The 19,221-nt window shown below is 62.1% G+C and carries 15 protein-coding genes; 10 read left to right on the top strand and 5 right to left on the bottom strand.

Annotation, left to right across the window (positions count from 1 at the left end):
• Positions 1-5 precede the first annotated feature (5 nt).
• Positions 6-1,547 (bottom strand): malonate--CoA ligase, encoded by a 1,542-nt coding sequence (locus tag WBQ96_RS08785; protein ID WP_336549252.1) that lies wholly within the window; start codon positions 1,545-1,547, stop codon positions 6-8.
• 161 nt (positions 1,548-1,708) lie between these two features.
• Here WBQ96_RS08785 and WBQ96_RS08780 point away from each other — a divergent pair, with 161 nt between their 5' ends.
• On the top strand, positions 1,709-3,097 hold the full coding sequence (locus WBQ96_RS08780) for a hypothetical protein (protein WP_336549251.1): 1,389 nt from the start codon (positions 1,709-1,711) through the stop codon (positions 3,095-3,097).
• 17 nt (positions 3,098-3,114) lie between these two features.
• On the opposite strand, the gene WBQ96_RS08775 is transcribed toward WBQ96_RS08780, so the two are convergent.
• Positions 3,115-4,968 carry a mechanosensitive ion channel family protein gene (locus WBQ96_RS08775; RefSeq protein WP_336549248.1) on the bottom strand — a complete coding sequence of 618 codons (1,854 nt, stop codon included), beginning with the start codon at positions 4,966-4,968 and terminating at the stop codon, positions 3,115-3,117.
• Positions 4,969-5,502: 534 nt separating this feature from the next.
• Here WBQ96_RS08775 and WBQ96_RS08770 point away from each other — a divergent pair.
• Genes WBQ96_RS08770 through WBQ96_RS08760 form a run of 3 tightly spaced genes read left to right on the top strand, consistent with a single transcriptional unit; the run spans position 5,503 to position 9,093 of the window.
• Positions 5,503-6,717: a glycosyltransferase family protein gene (locus WBQ96_RS08770; RefSeq protein ID WP_336549246.1), complete on the top strand. Its 1,215-nt coding sequence runs from the start codon at positions 5,503-5,505 to the stop codon at positions 6,715-6,717.
• A 1-nt stretch (position 6,718) separates the two neighbouring features.
• Positions 6,719-7,963 carry a glycosyltransferase gene (locus WBQ96_RS08765; RefSeq protein WP_336549244.1) on the top strand — a complete coding sequence of 415 codons (1,245 nt, stop codon included), beginning with the start codon at positions 6,719-6,721 and terminating at the stop codon, positions 7,961-7,963.
• On the top strand, positions 7,960-9,093 hold the full coding sequence (locus WBQ96_RS08760; RefSeq protein WP_336549242.1) for a glycosyltransferase family protein: 1,134 nt from the start codon (positions 7,960-7,962) through the stop codon (positions 9,091-9,093). Before WBQ96_RS08765 ends, WBQ96_RS08760 begins: the two co-directional genes overlap by 4 nt.
• Here WBQ96_RS08760 and WBQ96_RS08755 read toward each other — a convergent pair.
• Entirely contained in the window at positions 9,090-9,764 is a 675-nt protein-coding gene (locus WBQ96_RS08755) for a class I SAM-dependent methyltransferase (protein ID WP_336549240.1), read from the bottom strand. The two genes, WBQ96_RS08760 and WBQ96_RS08755, sit on opposite strands and share 4 nt — an antisense overlap.
• A gap of 80 nt (positions 9,765-9,844) precedes the next feature.
• Here WBQ96_RS08755 and WBQ96_RS08750 point away from each other — a divergent pair, with 80 nt between their 5' ends.
• The 4 genes from WBQ96_RS08750 to WBQ96_RS08735 all read left to right on the top strand — a co-directional run bounded on the left by WBQ96_RS08750 (position 9,845) and on the right by WBQ96_RS08735 (position 14,632).
• Entirely contained in the window at positions 9,845-10,417 is a 573-nt protein-coding gene (locus WBQ96_RS08750) for a hypothetical protein (protein WP_336549237.1), read from the top strand.
• A gap of 17 nt (positions 10,418-10,434) precedes the next feature.
• The gene (locus tag WBQ96_RS08745; RefSeq protein WP_336549235.1) at positions 10,435-13,149 is read left to right on the top strand and encodes an ABC transporter ATP-binding protein; all 2,715 of its coding nucleotides are present in this window, start codon (positions 10,435-10,437) and stop codon (positions 13,147-13,149) included.
• 39 nt (positions 13,150-13,188) lie between these two features.
• On the top strand, positions 13,189-13,638 hold the full coding sequence (locus tag WBQ96_RS08740; protein WP_336549233.1) for a cyclic nucleotide-binding domain-containing protein: 450 nt from the start codon (positions 13,189-13,191) through the stop codon (positions 13,636-13,638).
• Between the two features lie 139 nt (positions 13,639-13,777).
• The gene (locus WBQ96_RS08735; RefSeq protein WP_336549231.1) at positions 13,778-14,632 is read left to right on the top strand and encodes an MBL fold metallo-hydrolase; all 855 of its coding nucleotides are present in this window, start codon (positions 13,778-13,780) and stop codon (positions 14,630-14,632) included.
• On the opposite strand, the gene WBQ96_RS08730 is transcribed toward WBQ96_RS08735, so the two are convergent.
• Complete coding sequence (locus tag WBQ96_RS08730; protein ID WP_336549229.1) at positions 14,633-15,397, bottom strand: polysaccharide deacetylase family protein; 765 nt, start codon at positions 15,395-15,397, stop codon at positions 14,633-14,635.
• Positions 15,394-16,482, bottom strand: coding sequence for a glycosyltransferase family 4 protein (locus tag WBQ96_RS08725; RefSeq protein WP_336549226.1), 1,089 nt, complete (start codon positions 16,480-16,482; stop codon positions 15,394-15,396). Before WBQ96_RS08725 ends, WBQ96_RS08730 begins: the two co-directional genes overlap by 4 nt.
• Positions 16,483-16,575: 93 nt before the next feature.
• Here WBQ96_RS08725 and WBQ96_RS08720 point away from each other — a divergent pair, with 93 nt between their 5' ends.
• Positions 16,576-17,736: a DUF3095 domain-containing protein gene (locus WBQ96_RS08720; RefSeq protein WP_442920808.1), complete on the top strand. Its 1,161-nt coding sequence runs from the start codon at positions 16,576-16,578 to the stop codon at positions 17,734-17,736.
• 109 nt (positions 17,737-17,845) lie between these two features.
• Positions 17,846-19,189 carry a nucleotide sugar dehydrogenase gene (locus WBQ96_RS08715; protein WP_336549222.1) on the top strand — a complete coding sequence of 448 codons (1,344 nt, stop codon included), beginning with the start codon at positions 17,846-17,848 and terminating at the stop codon, positions 19,187-19,189.
• Positions 19,190-19,221: the final 32 nt, after the last annotated feature.

Genomic DNA, 19,221 nt, shown 5'->3' with positions numbered 1-19,221 from the left:
AAGCTTCACCCGCCCGTCGCGATGCGACCGGTGTCAGCGCTCTCATATAAATTGGCATGCATATCGCGCAGGACATTCTTCTGGACCTTGCCCATCGTGTTGCGCGGCAGTTCGTCGGCGAATATGACCCGTTTGGGCTGCTTGTAACGGGCGAGCCGGTCCTTCAGTCCGTCGAGCACCGCGCGCTCGTCTATGGCATCGCCAGTTTTCCTGACGACGATGGCCGTGACGCCTTCGCCGAAATCGGGATGCGGCACGCCGATGACGGCACTTTCGACCACGCCCGGAAGCTGGTCGATCTCGGTCTCGACCTCTTTCGGATAGATGTTGTAACCGCCCGAAATGACCAGGTCCTTGCCGCGCCCGACGATGTGGACATAGCCTCGGTCGTCGATCTTGCCGAGGTCTCCGGTGATGAAGAAGCCATCAGTACGGAATTCGGCCATGGTCTTTTCCGGCATCCGCCAATAGCCCTTGAAGACATTCGGGCCCTTTACCTCGATCATCCCTGTTGCGTCCGTTCCGAGCAGCTTGCCGGTGTCGGGCTCCGTCACGCGAACCGAAACGCCGGGCAGGGCAAAGCCGACGGTGCCGGCCACGCGATCTCCATCATAGGGATTGGAGGTGTTCATGTTGGTCTCGGTCATGCCGTAGCGCTCGAGAATGGCGTGGCCGGTCTTCTCCTCGAACAGCCGGTGGGTTTCGGCCAGAAGCGGCGCGGAACCGGAGATGAAGAGCCGCATGCCGGCCGTCGCTTCACGCGTCAGCCCGTCATGCTGCACGAGACGGACATAGAAGGTCGGCACACCCATCATGCAGGTAGCACTTGTCATCAGCCGCAGGGCCTCGCCGGCGTCGAACTTCGGCAGGAAATACATCGACGCCCCCGACAGCAGAATGACGTTCGAGGCGACGAACAGGCCGTGCGTGTGGAAGATCGGCAAGGCATGGATCAACCGATCCTTTGCCGTGAAGCGCCAGTAGTCGCGCAGCGTAGCGGCATTGGACAGGAGATTGTCGTGGGTCAGCATAGCGCCCTTGGAGCGCCCGGTCGTACCGGACGTGTAGAGGATCGCCGCCAGGTCGTCCGGGCCGCGCGGCACGTCGGCGAAGTCGGTGCCAGCCTCCAGGCCGGCAAGCAGCGATCCGCCGCCGTTTTCGTCCAGCGTTTCGACCGTGGCCTTATATCTCGCGGCGACCGGCCTGGCGCCTTCAGCAGCGCCGGGTGCGACGATTACGAGATGTGGCTCGGCATCGCCGATGAAATAGTCGAGTTCGGCAAGCGTGTAGGCAGTGTTGAGCGGCAGATAGACGGCGCCAGCCCGAACGCAGGCAAGGTAAAGCATCAGCGCTTCGGGGCTCTTTTCCACCTGCACGGCGACGCGATCCCCCGGCTTCACGCCCAGCTCGATGAGCCTCGATGCCAGCCGGCCCGAAAAATCCACCATGTCACCATAGGTCCAGACGCGCCCGTCGGGTGCGACGATGAAAGTTGCGCCACGATCGACTGCCGCGTTGCGGATGGCGTCGAACAGGTGATTGCTCATGGGGTTGAACTCCGTCGGAAATAGCCGGTGTTCGTCTCACACCATTTTGACCCGATTTACAATCTGCTGATGAACCGCTCGCATCGGTCAATTCAGCACTTCCGGATCGGAGGCGCCGCATCGATCTTGGCGTTTTCGCTGCAACCGGCTAGACGAAGCCGATGACCGATGCCCTTGCCGCGAGCACAACGCCCCCTGCAGAAACTCTGGCGGTTCTATCGCTGCTCTGCCCGGAGGTCGTGCGCGACATCGAGCAGAACTGGAACGCTCCAGTGTCCGAATACGCCCGCCATCTGTGGCGGCCGGTTGCGAAGCCGGCTTCTGGTCCGGCAATCGCCGCCCGCTCGATCCTGCGTGATGTGCTGCAGGATCGGCTTGGCACGCTCATGCGGCCTGAAGAGGCCCGCAAGGCGATCGAGGAATTCGAGCAGAGGCCGGTCATTCAATCCGGCCTGCACTGCCTGCTCTTGATGGACCGGATTACCTTCGATGCCCTCCTGCTTGCCTGGCTCGGGGCGGTCGAAAATGGGTTGTCGGCCTTCGTCGGCTTCGTGGGAACGACCATGACCATGGAGACAATCGGCCGGGAAGGGCCTGGCTGGCTCGATGTCGGCGGCGACAAGGTCAATCTGTTCGGCATGGGACGTCACAAGCTGTGCCGCAAAAGCGTTTGCGCGGCCGGTCCTGTATCCCTCAACAGGCCGGCCCTAGAGGCGGCAGGCAACGAAACCGACACCAGCCGCTGGCTCGGCACGCTGCTTGCCAGCGCCGACAGAAAATTCCCGACCGCCGCCGATGCGCTGACGAGCCTTAACGAGGACCTGGTGGCCAATTGGGATCGTTCGACTGCCGCCCGGCCGGTTTTCATCGACGACCGGCTTGCAGCCAAGGCCTTGGCCCGTCACCTCGAAGACGACAACTGCATACTCACAAAGCTGCTTACCAATCCGCAACGGCGCCAGCGCCTCGATCATGCCTTGCTGGAGGCCGCATCCGGGCCGTTCGGCAGGTTCCTGCCCAATGCCACCGATTATTTCTGGGGCATCCGCGAGGAGCGCGTGCGCAAGCTCGTCATCGAGAACGGACGCCTGATCGAACCGGAGCGGCCGAATGGCGTGTCGGTCCCGCTTGAGCGGGAGCCTCTTCGGCAGGCGTTGCTGGACGGCGTGCTGCTGCCGAACCTGTTCCTGATGTTCCTCGTCCTTGCCATATTGCCGCGCGTGCGGGTTCTGGGCGGCCTGCGGCAGGTCGGCTATGTCGCGCTGTTCCACTCGATTTTGCTCGCCGCGCTCGACGAAAATGTGCCGGAAGAGCGCGATCTGGCGGCAGAATTGCAGGTCCGGGAAAATGCCTGGGGCATGCGGGTCATCGACGAGCAGATCTCTGTACGGGAGCAGCTTGCAAGCCTGCCGGCAGGCGGGCTTTTCCCCCAACTACTTCGGCAATATCGTTCCCGGACGCTAGCCGAGGTCACGGACGACCTGAAACTGGTCCGCGAAAACGCCAGATGGCGCAAACTTGCCCGAAGCAAAGCAGCAGGGGAGTTCTAACCTGCCAGCAGCCGGAGTCAGGCAGGCGCCGGACTTGACGTAATCGGTTTCGAAACCGCGTGGATGCCGTTTTCGCGGAAGGCGCGATGCACGGCCACCATAACGGCGCGGCGGATCATGGTCTGCTTGCCGGCCTTGGCCTTGAATTTGGCGGTGATGACCAGTGTGCCGTCCTCGACCTCGGCAATGCCCTGGCTCTTGAAGGGCTCCAGCAGGTCCTCGGCGACTTCCGGGTCCTCGGCAATTTCCTGGCCGATCTTCTTGAACAGCTTTCGGACAAGTTCGACATCGGTGTCGAAAGCGACGCGGAACATCAGCTTCTCGATCACCCAGTCGCGGCTGTAATTCTGGATCTTGCCGATCTGGCCATAGGGTATCGTCGCCAGCGCACCGCGCTGATGGCGAAGCGAGACGGACCTGATGGAAATCTTCTCGACGGTGCCCTTAGCCCCCGATGTTTCGATATATTCGCCGAAGCGGAAAGCGTCGTCGATCAGGAAGAACAGCCCGGAAACGACATCCTTCACCAGCGTTTGCGAGCCGAAGCCGACCGCGAGGCCAAAGACACTCAGGCCGGTGATCAATGGCCAGACATTCACCCCGATCGTCACCAGAACGGAAAGCATGGCCAGCGCCAGAATGGTGGATTTGCCGACGCCGCTCAGCAGCGGCACCAGCGTGCCAAGGCGCGAGCGCGGGGCGCTCAGCGCTTCCGGATTGGCGCCGAGTGTCGGAACCTCGGCCAGCAGCGCCCGCCCGGTTATCGTGCCGATGACGTTCCACAGGAACGCCGTTCCCAAGGCGATCAGCGCCATGTCGAACACATTGGTTGCGACCGACTGCAGGCCGAAGCCCAGCCCGACAGCCAAAGGCGTTGCCCACAGGGTTTCCAGAAGCGCCAGCATGACCACTAGAATGGCGAAGCGCGCCGTTTGCATACCAGCTGCCGCCGCAATCGAGGTGCTTGGCGATTTGAGCCCGCGCTGTGCCCAATGGCTGATCATCGTGTCCAGATGCGGCGTGGCGATGAAGATCAGCGCGGTCAGAAGGATGGCGGACCCCGGAATGGGCATTCCCAATGTCTGGGCGGCTTCGGTGGTGCAGAAGGTTACGAGCAGGAACCCGATCACGATCGCCGGCCATGCCCTGGCGAGACGCCCGCGCCAATGGCTTCTCGGCCGCGAACCGGCGACCGCAACCACCATTGTGCGTTTGTTGCGCCAGACTGCGATCACGAACAGTAGAAAAGCAGGGATTCCGACCAGTCCGGTCCCGGCAAGGTCCATGAGACCCGGCCCGGCGCCCCAAAGATGCAGCGTTGCGATCAGCCCAATGCCGACAAGGGCCCAGCCGATGGCAATCGACAGACCACGCACCAGCGTTGCCATGTGGACGGAGGGTTTGGGAAAAGCAGGCGGCATCGAAGCCATCAGAACGTGTCTGAGCGTGAAGAGCGTGATTCCGCCGGCAACAGGAAAAATAGTCCAGACCCGTAGGGTTCGCATTTCCAGGTCGGTGCGGCTGAGCAGGCGTGCAGCGATGAATCCGGCCAGAAGCGCCAGGATTGCTGCCGCAACACCGGCGAAAAATCTGCGCCAGAAACTTCTGTCGGCGGTCGCGCGCCGGAAACGGCGGCTGATCCAGATGAAGACGCCGCCAACCAAAGCGACAACGAGAATGATCTGGAAAATCAAGAGGAAAGGGGAGACACCCGCCGCCGAAAATGCATCTCTCAACGATTGGAATTCCGCAGAAATGCCGTTCAGGGCGGTCAGTCTGCTGTGGAGACCGGCAACCAGACGGTCGTCGATCTGCCCGACGCCCGTGATCATCGAGGTGACGTCCTTGGCAATCGCAGGCTCGTTGTCCACGGCCCTCTCCCATCTTCAGCCTTCGACTGGAGAGACCTTATTCCACTTTCCCTAATAGCGGGTTGCAAGATCGCACTTGGCGCAGCCTGCCGCTCGCATCCGAGATTCGGGTTGATCGAAGGCCCGTTGCTCGCCTATGCTTCTCGCACAGTGATCAGGGCATCCAGGGGGCGACGAGTGTTTTTCCCAAGAGGTAGCTTCTGGTCTGTCGGCAATATACCGAGCGGGCCATTTTCCGTGGTGACAGAGATGCCGGACAGATTACGCGAAACCCAGCGATTTTCTCGTGTCGATGCGGCGCCCAGCTCCCATGACCGTACGGCAGTGGATTTGGATGACGAACCGGGCTATATCGCCGCCCTTCGCGGCGACTTGCCCGGCGGCGGTGGCTCCCATCGCCTGTGACCATATTGCATCGGTAAGAGCGGTCCCCTTCGGCCGGCTCTTGCTATCGTCAATTGACAAATACAGGTTTAGGAGCCTGCGGGGCCATCCACGGTCCTCAAAGGTGAGAATTTTAAAAGAGGTTCGATAATGACCCAGCGCGTACAAGACGCACGAATTCTCATGTACAGCCACGATACGTTCGGGCTCGGCCATCTGCGGCGTTGCCGCACGATAGCGCATTCGCTCGTCGAGGATTTTCGCGGGCTTCAGGTGCTGATCATTTCGGGCGCGACCATCGCCGGCGCGTTCGACTACCGCGCCCGCGTCGACTTCGTGAAGATCCCCAGCGTCATCAAGCTGCGCAACGGCGAATACACCTCGCTGGAGAAGCATATCGACCTGCACGAGACGCTGAAGATGCGCCAGTCGATCATCCGCCACACTGCAGAGACCTTCCGGCCGGATATCTTCATCGTCGACAAGGAGCCGCTCGGGCTGCGCGGCGAGATCGAGGATACCCTGTCCTACCTGAAGACGCGCGGCACGACGCTCATTCTCGGCCTGCGCGAGGTGAAGGATGCGCCGCATCTGCTCGAAGCCGAATGGGCGCGCAAGGACGTTATGCGCAAGATCGGCCTGTTCTACGACAAGATCTGGGCCTATGGCCCGCCGGATTTCTACGATCCGCTGACGGGGCTTGAAGTGCCGCCGACCGTGAGGGCGAAGATGAAGTTCGTCGGCTTCCTGCAACGGGGCTTGCAGCAGGACGAGATGCCGGGGCACCGGCCCGAGGGCGACTATATTCTTGTCACCACCGGCGGTGGCGGCGACGGCGCCGAGTTGATCCATAACGTCATCGACGCCTACCAGCAGGATTCGCAATTGCAGCATAAGGCGCTGATCGTGCTTGGGCCCTATATGCCGGCGCGCAAGCGCAGCAAGCTGCTGAAAAAGGGAGCCAAGATCCCCCACATCAAGATCATCGAGTTCGATAACCGCATGGAAGAGCTGATCGCCGGAGCCAAGGCGGTGGTGGCCATGGGCGGTTACAACACCTATTGCGAAATCCTCTCCTTCGACAAGCCGGCGCTGATCGTGCCGCGCGTCAAGCCGCGCGAGGAGCAGCTCATACGCGCCCGCCGGGCGGCCGAACTCGGGCTGATCGAGATGCTTTTGCCGGAAGAGGCCGAGGATGCACAGCGTTTTGCCGATGTGTTGAAGGCGCTGCCTGGGCGTCCGCGCCCGTCGCAGAGCAACCCGGATCTCACTCTGGAAGGGTTGCCTCATATCTCCGAAATCGTGGCCGAGCTGCTGGATCGGCGAGCGGGCCACCATCTTTCGGTCGTTGAAGGTGTGAACTGAGTTGCAGCACCGTAAGATCGTCGTGGTTCTGAAGGGGTATCCGCGCCTGTCGGAGACCTTTATCGCCCAGGAACTGCTCGGTCTGGAACGCGCCGGGCTCGAATTGGCGATCGTAGCATTGCGGCGGCCCACCGACGGCAAGCGGCACCCGGTCCACGACGAAATCAGGGCGCCTGTCCATTATCTGCCGGAATATCTGCATCAAGAGCCGTTGCGCGTGACGCGCTCGCTGCTGGCCTGCCTTCCGAGGGCGGGCTTCTGGCGCGCGCTCAGGTCGCTGGCGGCGGACTTTCCCCGCGATTTCACCCGCAACCGCGTGCGGCGCTTCGGGCAGGCGCTGGTGCTGGCCGCCGAATGGCCGGCAGATGCCGGCTGGCTGCATGCGCATTTCGTGCATACGCCCGCCTCGGTTACGCGCTATGCCAGCCTGCTTCGTGGCTTGCCTTGGACCTGTTCGGCGCATGCGAAAGACATCTGGACGTCGGCGGATTGGGATCTGGCAGACAAGCTTTCCTCGGCCCGCTGGACGGTCACCTGCACGAAAACCGGCTTTGACCATTTGAAGAAGCTCGCCAATGGCAGCTCGCCGGTGCATCTGAGCTATCACGGTCTCGATCTGGATCGCTTCGGCAGTTTCAGTGAGGTGCGCCGCGAGTGCGACGGCTCGCTGGCCGAAGAGCCGGTGATCGTGCTCAGCGTCGGGCGCGCCGTCGAGAAGAAAGGCTACGACATCCTGCTGAATGCGCTGGCGCTGTTGCCCGCTGGTCTGGCGTGGCGTTTCGAGCACATCGGGGGTGGCGAAGAACTCGACCGGCTCAAGGCGCTGGCGCAAAAGCTTGGAATTGCCGACCGCGTTTCCTGGAAAGGCGCGCTTGCTCAGGAAGAGGTGCTGGAGCACTACCGCCGCAGCGATATCTTTGCGCTGGCCTGCCGGATCACCGCCAATGGCGACCGCGATGGCCTGCCGAATGTTCTGGTGGAGGCGGCGAGTCAGCGGCTTGCCTGCGTCTCGACCGACGTTTCGGGCGTTCCCGAACTGCTGTCGCCCGAAGAGACCGGGCTGCTCGTCCCGCCGGAAGATCCGGTCGCGCTCGCCAAGGCGCTGGAGCGGCTGATACGCGACCCAGCCCTGCGCGCCAGTCTCGGCGAAGCTGCCGAACACAAAGTGCGCCATCACTTCGATCATGTTTCGAGCATCGATCAGCTCAAGGAGCTGTTCGAACGGGAGTGGCAGGCGGCCGTATGAAACCTCTGCGGGTCTTCTTCTATGTCCAGCATTTGTTGGGCATCGGCCATCTCGCACGCGCCAGCCGCATTGCGGCAGCCCTTGCCCATGACGGTTTTGACGTGACCGTCGTGACCGGCGGAGCGCCGGTCGCCGGATTTCCGGGACCAGGGGTCAAATCCGTGACCCTTGCGCCTGTCACCTCCGGCGACGAGGGGTTTTCCGGGCTGGTCGACCTGCAGGGCAAGCCCGTCGACGATGCCTTCAAGCAGCGTCGCTGTGAAATGTTGTTGAAAGAGTTCCGGGACTGCCGGCCGGACATCGTCATCATCGAGGCGTTCCCCTTCGGCCGCCGGCAGATGCGCTTTGAACTTCTGCCGCTGATCGAGGCAATCGACGCGACATCGCCCAGGCCGTTGCTGGTGACATCCGTCCGCGACATTCTCCAGGAGCGCGTCAAACCGGGCCGGAACGAGGAAACTGTCGATCTCATCGATCGGTATTTCGACCTCGTATTGGTTCATGGCGATCCCGCTTTCGCGACGATCGACAAGACATTCCCGCTCGCCGGCGCGATAGCGGCCAAGGTTGCCTATACCGGCCTTGTGGCCGCACCACCACCGCCGGCGACGTCCGAACGCTTCGACGTTCTGGTGTCGGTTGGCGGCGGGGCGGCGGGAAAGAGCCTTGTCAGGTCCACGGTCGCGGCGGCTCAGAAGGCCAATAACGGTTGGAAATGGTGCCTGATCACCGGCCCGAATCTGCCCACAGAAGATTTCGAGGCAATCACGGCGGAAGCGACGCCGGGCCTGTCCGTCTTCCGGTTCCGCGAGGATTTCGCCAGCCTGCTGACTGGCGCCCGCCTGTCGGTCTCGCAGGCGGGCTACAATACGGTCTGCGATGTCCTGCGCGCCGGTTGCCGCTCCCTGCTCGTTCCATTTGCCGCCGGCGGCGAAACCGAACAGACGGTTCGCGCCCTGATGCTCGGGGAACTCGGCCTTGCAACGGTACTGGCGGAACAGGACCTTACGCCGGACGGACTTGCCCGGGCTATCGAACGAAGTCTGGCCGCGCCTGCGCCTGCCGCGCACCGCCTCGATCTGGAGGGCGCGCAGCGCACGGCTCAAATCCTGCGCGAGCGGCTGAGCTAAACCGACCCGATCAGCATGAAGCGCGTATAGTTTTTCGTCGGCAGCTCGCCGGAGAAGCGCACTTCCTTCAAAGCGGCCATTGCCTCGAAGGCGGCAAGCGAGGCAATGCAATTGATGTGGGTCGGCTCGCTGAAATAATCGTTCGATTGCAGCAGCACAGTCGTACCCTGCGGCAGGACGGCCAGCCAGCCGCGCAGATCGGCTATATGCTCGCAGCTCGTATTGACCACCAGATCAGGCCGCTCGGCTGCATAGTCGAGCGCGTACATATCGCCGGTCACGGCCCGGAACCGGTCGCCGACTTCGCGGTTCAGCGTTTTTGCGACGGCTCCAACTTCGGGATCGATATCGATGCTGTCGATCGCCGTGATGTCGAAGCGGGCATCGTTGAAAAGCATCGCCGGCAGCACGCCATACCAGCCGCCGAGAACCCATATGTTCCGATATCGGCCGCCGCAGGTCTCGAACAGCCTGTCGCGCGCCCACATCTTGCAGGCGACCTGCTTGTGGTTGAAGGCGTTGGCGATATCGGCCTCGGGATGCTTGGCGATGATGCGCGCCAGTCCCGCCACCAGCGGGCAGGCGGCATAGGCCGCAATCCCGCGCGTGAGATCGTAGGCTTGCTCGCGCCAGTCCGTGCCGGCATTGCCTGCTTGCGTGACATCCATCATATTCGTCTTGTATGTTGGGATTTCGGGCGACACAACGCAATCTTGCCTTCCGCAAGGCTGTTTGATTCGTGGATGTGATTATGCTGCAAGCCGCTTCACCGTTGGCCGGTGCCGGAGAGGGCCTGCTGCATCTATCCGGGCCGTCGGCCTCCATCCGTCAGGTGCTGGCTGCGCATTTCGTCCGCGATTGCCCGTATGTGCTCGAAATCGGCGGCCATGAACGGCCAATCACCGGCTATCTGACGCATAAGCCCCTGTCGGTCCTTTCTGTCGATCCCAAGACTGCCGCCTTCGAAGCGGACGAACTCAACGGCCATCCCTGCCGCGTGCGGCATGTTCCGCGCAAGTTCCAGGAAGTCTCCTACGACTACGCCCCGCGCAGCTACGGCCTTGTCCTGCTGGGTTATTCGCTAAAACCCTATGGAAGCCGCGAACCGCTCGGCCAGCTGCTTTTTTCGCTGATCGACAATGCCAGCGTCGTCGTCATCGACTATGCGCCGGAACTGGATCGCGCCGCCTCGCAGGTTCCTTCCATCCTCGAGCGCAAGACACTCTCGGTGCATTGCAACTTCGAGCTTGTCCTTGGCGATGAAGAAATCGCCGCTACGCCATTCGCCAGAAGACGCTTTTACGTCCTGCATCCTTCCAACTGAACGGTCCGCAGTCGCATATGGAACCCAGCCTAGCCCGCTATATCTGGACGCACACCCGGAAGCAGCAGCTCTGGATCGTGATGATCGTCGTGCTCTCGATGATCCCCTATTTCATGTCCTTCGACCTGCCGAAGCTGATCGTCAACGGTCCGATCCAGGGCGGCGGTTTTGAACAGCCGGGCGCGACCCAGCCGTTCCTGAAGCTTCACTACGACATTCCTTTCATCGGAGATGTCCAGTTTTTCGATGGCTTCCAGCTCGGCCGCGAGGCGACGCTGTTTGCGCTGAGCCTGGTCTTCCTGCTGCTGGTCATCATCAACGGCCTGTTCAAGCTCTACATCAATACCTACAAGGGCCGCCTTGGCGAGCGCATGCTGCGGCGCATCCGCTTCGAGCTGGTCGATCGCGTGCTGCGGTTTCCGCCGTTCTACTTCAAACGGGTGAAATCCGCCGAGGTGGCGACCATGGTGAAGGACGAGGTGGAGCCGCTGGGCGGCTTTATCGGCGATGCCTTCATCCAGCCGGTGCTGCTCGGTGGCCAGGCGCTGACCGCCATGCTGTTCATCATGGTCCAGAACTTCTGGCTCGGCATGATAGCCGCCGTGATCGTTGGCATTCAGATCATTCTTATCCCGCGCATGCGGCGCCGGCTGATCGTCCTCAGCCGCGAGCGGCAGCTGACGGCGCGCGCGCTTTCGGGCCGGGTCGGCGAAATCGTCGATGGCATCGGCGCGGTCCACATTCACGACACGTCCAACTATGAACGTGCCGACATAGCCGCCCGGCTCGGCCGCATCTTCAAGATCCGCTACGACCTTTACCAGTGGAAGTTCATGGTAAAGTTCCTCAACAATTTCCTCGCCCAGATCACGCCTTTCCTGTTCTACATGATCGGCGGCTACCTCGTCATTCAGGGGCGGCTGGATGTCGGTCAGCTCGTGGCCGTCATCAGCGCCTACAAGGACCTGCCCGGACCGATGAAGGAACTGATCGACTGGGATCAGGCGCGGCAGGACGTCCAGGTCAAATACCAGCAGGTCGTCGAGCAATTCACGGTCGACGGTCTCATCGAACCGCAGATCGAGGCTTTGACGATCGAAGATCCCGGTCCGATGACCAATGCTCTATCGGCGGTCAGTCTGTCCATGACTGACGATGGCGGTGCCATGCTGCTTGACCGTGTGTCCCTTCAGGTCAAACCGGGCGAGACGCTGGCGCTGGTCAGTTCCGCGACGGGCGGAGCCGAGGCGCTTGCGGAAGCTTTCGCGCGGCTGAACCGGCCGGAGAACGGCAGGGTCGTTTCGGGCACCGACGACCTGCTTGAACTTCCCGAAGCCGTGACCGGCCGGCGCATGTCCTACTCGTCGTCGGATGTTTTCCTGTTCCATGCAAGCCTTCGAGAGAACCTTCTCTACGGGCTGAAACATGCGCCGCTTACGCCCGTGACCTATGACGGCGCTGCCGCGGTCCAGCGTCGCTGGGACGTCGATGAAGCAAGCCGGTCGGGCAATCCCGATTTCGACATCAGCAGCGACTGGATCGACTACGCTTCCGCCGGCGCTACCGGCCCGCAGGACCTTTTCGAGGCCGTGCGCCGGGTGCTCGATGCGGTGCTGCTGTCGCGCGACATCCTGGATCTCGGCCTGCGCTCTTCGGTCGACGTCACGCGTCACACTGAGCTCGCCGGCCGGATCATCGAATTGCGTGCAGCACTTCGCAGCCGGCTGGAACAGGAAGGACTGAGCGGGCTGGTGGTTCCGTTCGAACCGGGCGCCTACAACAAGGAAGCAACGATCGGCGAAAACCTGCTCTTCGGCGCCGCCGCGGGCACCGAGCTTGCCGACAGGGCGCTTGCGGCCAATCCTTATTTCGCGTCCGTGCTGCGACAGGGCGGTCTCGACCGCACGCTCTACGAAATGGGCCTGGAGATTGCCGAACAGGCAATCGAGCTGTTCGCCGACCTGCCGCCCGATCACCCGTTCTTCCAGCAACTCGCCTTCATGACGCCCGAGGAGATTCCGGCCTACGAAACCTTGCTGCAGCGGCTCAAGAACCGCCCTTACGAGGCGGTGTCGGAAAGCGACCGCGCCATGATCGTCACCTTGAGCTTTGCCTATATCGAACCCCGGCACCGCTTCGGCCTGCTGACCGAGGAGCTGATGGGCAAGATCGTTGCGGCGCGCAGCCGGTTCTATGAAAACCTGCCGCCCGAGCTGCAGAATGCGATCGAGCGGTATGACCCGGCGAAATACATTGCTGCGGCCACCGTCATGGACAACGTCCTGTTCGGACGCGTGGGCAACAATCATCCCGACGCGCCGGAACGCATACGCTCCATCGTCTACGACATTCTGGACAAACTCGGCCTTTACAACGAGGTTCTGGATGTCGGCCTGGACTTCAACGTAGGGTCCGGCGGCAGGCGGCTGACCGGCGGACAAAGGCAGAAGCTCGACGTTGCCCGGGCCCTGCTCAAGCGGCCCGATTTTCTCATCATGAACCGGCCGCTTTCAGCTCTGGACCAGCGCATGCAGGAACAGGTGCTGCGCAATGTGCTTGAGGAGGCTAGACGTGACGGCCATTCTCCGGCGATTGTCTGGGTCGTGACAAACCCGTCAATGGGGATGATGTTCGACCGCGTTGCCGTCTTCGACGCGGGTCAATTGGTGGAAGACGGAACACACGAGACACTTTTGGCAAGAAACGGTATCTTCAAGGAACTGCTGTCATAAAGGTCTGGCAAACGCGAATTTTGGGGAAGGTTTGCGACGATGCTGCTCAAGGATGAAGTTGGAATGCTGCAACGCGTTCCCCTGTTTTCCGGCGTCGAGCCGGCAAAGCTGAAGCTGCTCGCCTTCACGTCGGACCGCGTTAGCTACGGTGCCGGCCAGATCCTTTTCCGTCAGGGCGACGAGGGAGACGCCGCCTATGTCATCCTTTCAGGCACAGCCGATATTCTGGTCGAGTCCGACGCCGGGCCGATCAAGGTCGCCGAACTGGAACCCAATTCGATTGTTGGCGAGATCGCAATATTGTGCAACGTTTCCCGCACCGCCACCGTAAGAGCGGCGGTTCCGCTGGAAGTCCTTCGAATTCGCAAGGATCATTTTCTGAGACTTATGAAGGAGTTCCCCGAAATGACGATCGAAATACTGCGCGTTCTGGCCGATCGCCTGAGCCATACGACAGCGGAACTGATCGACGCGCGAAGCGCCAAATAGCGAATGGCGGGCGTTCGATCCTCCATGCCCCATAGCCATGGCACATGCCTCTTTTTCAGGGGGCCCTCCGGAGAAAACCTGTCTCGCCTAGCCGCCGCTGTTTGGCTACTATGGCCGGCGGGGACTGCGAAGGGCTAGCATGGACGACGACGTTTTCCTGGTCAGGTTTTGGGGCGCGCGCGGCAGCATTGCGGTATCCGGGCCAGAGTTCTCGCGCTACGGTGGGAATACTATCTGCGTCGAGATGCAGTGCGGGCCCCATACGCTCCTGTTCGACGCCGGATCGGGGTTAAGGCCTGCCGGCGAAGCGCTTCGGGCGGCGGGCGTGACCGATTTCGACCTGCTCTTCACCCATTGCCACTACGACCACATCATAGGGCTGCCGTTTTTCTCGCCGGTCTATGACCGTAGCGTGAACGTTACGCTTTGGTCGGGGCATCTGGCCGGGCGCATGACGACGCGGCAGATGGTCGACGAATTCATGCAGCCGCCGTGGTTTCCAGCAAAGCTCGATATCTGCAAGGCAAGCCTCGACTGCCGGGATTTCGTCTCTGGCGACGTGCTGCGTCCCCGGGAAGGCATCGTCGTCAAAACCGGCAGCCTCAACCACCCGGGCGGCTGCATCGGCTATCGCGTCGAATGGGGCGGTCGTGTCGTGGCGATGATTACCGACACCGAACATGAGCCGGGCAAGCTTGACCAGACGGTGCTCGGCCTGATCGAAAATGCCGACCTCGTCCTCTACGATTGTACCTATACGGAGGAGGAGATCGAACGTCGCCGTGGTTACGGGCACTCGACCTGGCAACAGGGCGTCAAGCTGTGCGAGGCGGCGGGCGCGCGCGGTCTTGCGCTATTTCATCACGATCCGACGCGCACCGACGAGGAACTGGACGAGATCGAAAAGCAGGCCAAGGATAGGTTTGCCGGTGCATTCGCCGCCCGCGACGGCCAGACGCTGGAGTTGCCAGCGTCGGGACGGCACCGGAAATAGTTATTTTCCGCCCTCTGTCCGGCGATCGATCAATGCGCGGACCGGAAGCCATTCGCAGGCGCGGCTGCGGCCTGTCACGTCGAAGAGCCGCTCCAGGAAAATCCACGCAGCCTCGTCGTGGACGAGATGATGCGTGAGCAGGCCGACCGGCTCGCCGCCATCGTAAGCCTGCTGCAATCGCGCGACGATGTCCTGAACAAGCAGAACGTGATCCCGGCAGCCGCGCGTGCCGTGCCAATCCATGATGTCGACATTGCTGTTGATCACGCGGATGGGGGCCGGTTTCGGTGGCCCGTAGACGGACAGTGCGGTGAAACCGATTGACCCGAGATCGTCGATCAGGCCTGCGTCGATCCTGTTCCACGGCGGCACCAGCATCGGCACCGCGCGCTCGCCGTGAAGACGGATTATTCTCGATAATCCGCGCGCGAGTTCATCGAGCAACGCCCCGCGTGGCCGATGTGCGCCGAGCTCCTGCTTTTTCTGGTCTTCTGGCGCATGATTCTGGTGCGCCCAGCCATGGACGGCGACCGCGGCATGAGCAGCGTGGCTGAGCCGGTCGGCAAGCCTCGCATCAGTGATGGCCGGAATGACGGCCAACGTGACCGGAACCGCGAAGTCGCCGGTGAGGGTCAAAAGGCGGTCAAGTGCCGGCGTCGGCTCCACGGCGTCATCATCCCGCAGCCAGAACTCCGCCGTGCGACCGGCACCTTTCCAGCGCATGAGTTCTTCGCGCAATGGCTGCCAGATCGAATCCGCGGTCATGATGCGGGCACTTTCGCAAGAAGTTCGGCCAGGCGCGTTGCTGCCGTGTCGAGGGAGCGTTCGTCGAGCACGAAACGACGGGCGGCGTGGCTGAGGACGGCTCTCTCATCCTCTCGCGTCAAAAGCCGTTCGATAGCTGAAGCAAAGGCCGCAACGTCGCCGGGTGGCGTAAGAAGCCCCGTCTCGCCGTGCTTTACGACCTCCGGCACCCCCGCAATATCCTGCGCCACGACGGGAAGGCCGGCGGCCTGTGCTTCGAGATAAGCGACGCCATAAGCCTCGCCAAAACCTGGCCAGACATAGATACCGCCGCCATAGAGGACGTCCGGCACAGCGGCTGGCTCGATAGCGCCGAGCCATTCGATGCGTTCGGCCGGCAAGCCGGCGAATAGCGCCGTCACATCCTCGCGGGCAGGCCCGTCACCAACGACCGACAAGGTCCATGGCAGATGGCCGATCAGGCCGAGCGCTTTTGCCAGCATGCCATAGCTTTCAAGCTTGTCGCCCGGGCGCATCATGGCGACGGTGACAAGTCGAGCCGGCGCGCTCGTTGGCGGCGTTTTTTGGAATGCCGACGTGTCGATGAAGGGGGCGAGCATACCAAGGGCGGCGTCGGGAATGGCATCCGCCAGCCCCTGCCGATCCCTTTGCGTGAAGCAGATGTTCAGCACCGCCTGCTCGACCGATCGCGCCACCAGCGCCTGCGTTTCGGCCCAAAGGCCGCTATTGCGCCGGTTCGAATACGAAGCTTCCGCCGTCACATAGGGAATAGTGAAGGTCGAGGCCAGTTCGGGGCCGATCAGGTCGGGCGCCTTGTAATAGGGGTGGTAGGAGAACCACAGGTCGGGCTGGCCATCCCGCGCCCAGAGTTCGCTCAGCCGCGCGATTTCCTGTTGAGCTTTGGTTCTCAGCGCATCGAAATTTTCCTGCACCGGTTCGCGCAGAAAGCCGCGCAACTCGGAAACTATTTCGACGTTGTGGCCGTAACTCCGGAGCGCTTTCACAAGCATCCGAGCCATCTGGCGGTCACCGGAGGCAACGGGATGATTGGGCGACTTGAGGGGTGCGTAGAAGGCAATTCGCATCGCCGGACCCTATCATCGGAAAGCCTGTGCAAGTCAATTTCGAAGCGTGATCGACTTCACTCTCACGCAGGGGAAATGTGGTATTTGATAGGCATGGACACATCCGCCAAAACCGATCCCTTTGTCGACACCTTGCCGGTTTTCACCGAGTTCGAAGGTGTTGCCGATGTCGGCAACTATCGGCCGCTTCCCGACGACTGGGCGCTTGCGACGGCGGACATCGTTGCCTCGACCGACGCAGTCTCGGCCGGTGGTTACAAAGCGGTCAACATGGCCGGCGCCAGCGTAATATCGGCCTTGCTGAACGCGCTCGGCCAGCGCGATCTTCCTTTCGTCTTCGGCGGCGATGGCGCGATGGTTGCCTTTCCGGCTTCCCAGCTGGAGATCACCAGAAACGCTTTGGCGGCGGTGCAGGCGTGGGTGGCAGACGAATTGAACCTTACCTTGCGCGCGGCGATCGTGCCGGTCAGCGATATCCGGGCGCACGGGCTGGACGTGCGCGTTGCAAGGTTCCAGCCTTCCGAGGAGGTTTTCTACGCCATGTTCGCCGGTGGCGGCAGCAGTTGGGCGGAAGCTGAAATGAAGGCGGGACGCTACCGCATCGACCCCGCGCCAGCGGGAACCCGACCGGATCTTACGGGCCTTTCATGCCGCTGGGACCCCATCGAGGCGCGGCATGGCGAAATCGTCTCGATCATCGCCATTCCCGGTGCTTCGCGCGACATGCAGGCCTTTCAGACGCTGGTGTCCGACATCATCGCCCTGACTGGCGGAGAAGAGCGTGGCGGGCATCCCGTCCCGGTGGAAGGCCCCGATTTCAGCTTCCCTCCGCCGGGTCTCGATCTGGAAGCGCGTGCGATAGCGCCCGTGGGCAAGCGGTGGCTGGCCAAACTGTGGGTCGTCTTCCTGATGACGCTTACGACCGTCGCCATAAAGCTCGGCCGCAAGGTCGGGACGTTCGATCCCGATCTCTACAAACGTCAGGTGGCCAGCAATTCCGATTTCCGCAAATTCGACGACGGCTTGAAGATGACCATCGACGTGGATCGGGACGTCCTGCAAAGGATCGAGGACCGGCTGAAACAGGCGGAAAAGGCAGGCGTGTGCAGCTACGGCCTGCATCGGCAGAAATCGGCCCTCATGACCTGCATCGTCGCCTCGCCGCTGCAACGCGACCATGTCCACTTCGTCGATGGCGCTGCCGGCGGCTACGCGATGGCTGCCGCCGGCCTGAAGGCAAAGCTGGCAGGCTGACTTCGGCTTGCGGAAATCCGATTTCCGCAATATGCCTCGCCGGTAGCTCCTGGGATGAGCGTGGCATCGCCATGGTGGCGGCGGCTTGTCCGGGCAGGAAAGCAGATTTTTGGACACCTCCGGATCGACATATCATCTCCTTCTTGAACGGATTTCGGCACGGACTGCGTCGGTCGCCGTGATCGGGCTGGGCTATGTCGGTCTGCCGCTGGCAATCGCTGTCGCACGCGCCGGCTTCCCGGCTGTCGGCTTCGACATCGAGGCGCAGAAGATCGAAAGCCTGAATGGCGGCCAGTCCTATATCGAGGCGGTGACGTCGCAGGTGCTTGCCGAACAGGTGGCAGGCGGGCGCTTCCGCGCGACGGCGGACTTCACCGAGCTTGCCGGCTGCGACATCATCATCATCTGCGTTCCCACGCCGCTGACCAGGCACCGCGAGCCAGACCTCTCTTTCGTCCGGAACACCGCAAGCACCATCGCCAGCAATCTGCGGCGCGGCCAGTTGATCGTGCTGGAATCGACCACCTATCCCGGCACCACCGACGACGTGATAAGGCCGATCCTGGAAGAAACCGGCCTGAAGTCGAAGGTCGATTTCTTTCTCGGGTTTTCGCCGGAGCGCGAAGACCCCGGCAACCGCAATTTCGAGGTTGCCACCATTCCCAAGGTTGTCGCCGGCGACGGCCCCGAAGCGGCGGCTGCGGTCCAGGCTTTCTACCAGAGCGTCGTCAGGACGGTCGTGCCCGTCTCGTCCACGGCGACCGCCGAGGCGGTCAAGCTCACGGAGAACATCTTCCGTTCCGTCAACATCGCCCTCGTCAACGAGCTGAAGGTCGTCTACGGCGCGATGGGGATCGACATATGGGAGGTCATCGAGGCGGCCAAGAGCAAACCCTTCGGCTACATGCCCTTCTATCCCGGCCCGGGGCTGGGCGGGCATTGCGTGCCGATCGATCCGTTCTATCTGACGTGGAAGGCGCGCGAATACGAATTGCCGACCCGTTTCATCGAGCTCGCCGCCGAAATCAACACCGCCATGCCGCGCCACGTGGTCGATGTTCTGGCAAAAGCGCTCGACCGTCGCTGCGGCAAGGCTTTGAGTCGCTCGCGCATCCTGATCGTCGGGCTCGCCTACAAGAAGAACGTGCCCGATATCCGCGAAAGCCCGTCCCTTCGGCTCATCGAACTGATCGAGGAATGGGGCGGCAAGGCGGAGTTTCACGACCCGTATGTCGCCGAAATCCCCGCCACGCGCGAGCACATGGCCATCAAGGGGCGGCGTTCGGTCGAGCTGAGTGCTGCAGCTTTGAAGGGGTTTGACGCAATTGTGATCGCAACCGATCATGACGCTGTCGACTATCAGGCGATCGCTGACAACGCCCCGCTGATCGTAGACACCCGCAATGTTTTTGGGCGTCTCGGCCTGGCTTCAGACAGCGTCGTGAAGGCCTGATCCTTGCTGCGCCGGCGAATTTTTTTCGCCTT

Origin of the sequence: Mesorhizobium sp. CCNWLY176 (genome assembly GCF_037153935.1) — a bacterium.
GTDB classification, from domain to species: Bacteria; Pseudomonadota; Alphaproteobacteria; order Rhizobiales; family Rhizobiaceae; genus Mesorhizobium_M; species Mesorhizobium_M zhangyense.
Note: the sequence above shows the minus strand (reverse complement) of the source record. Positions and strands in the feature narration are given on the sequence as shown.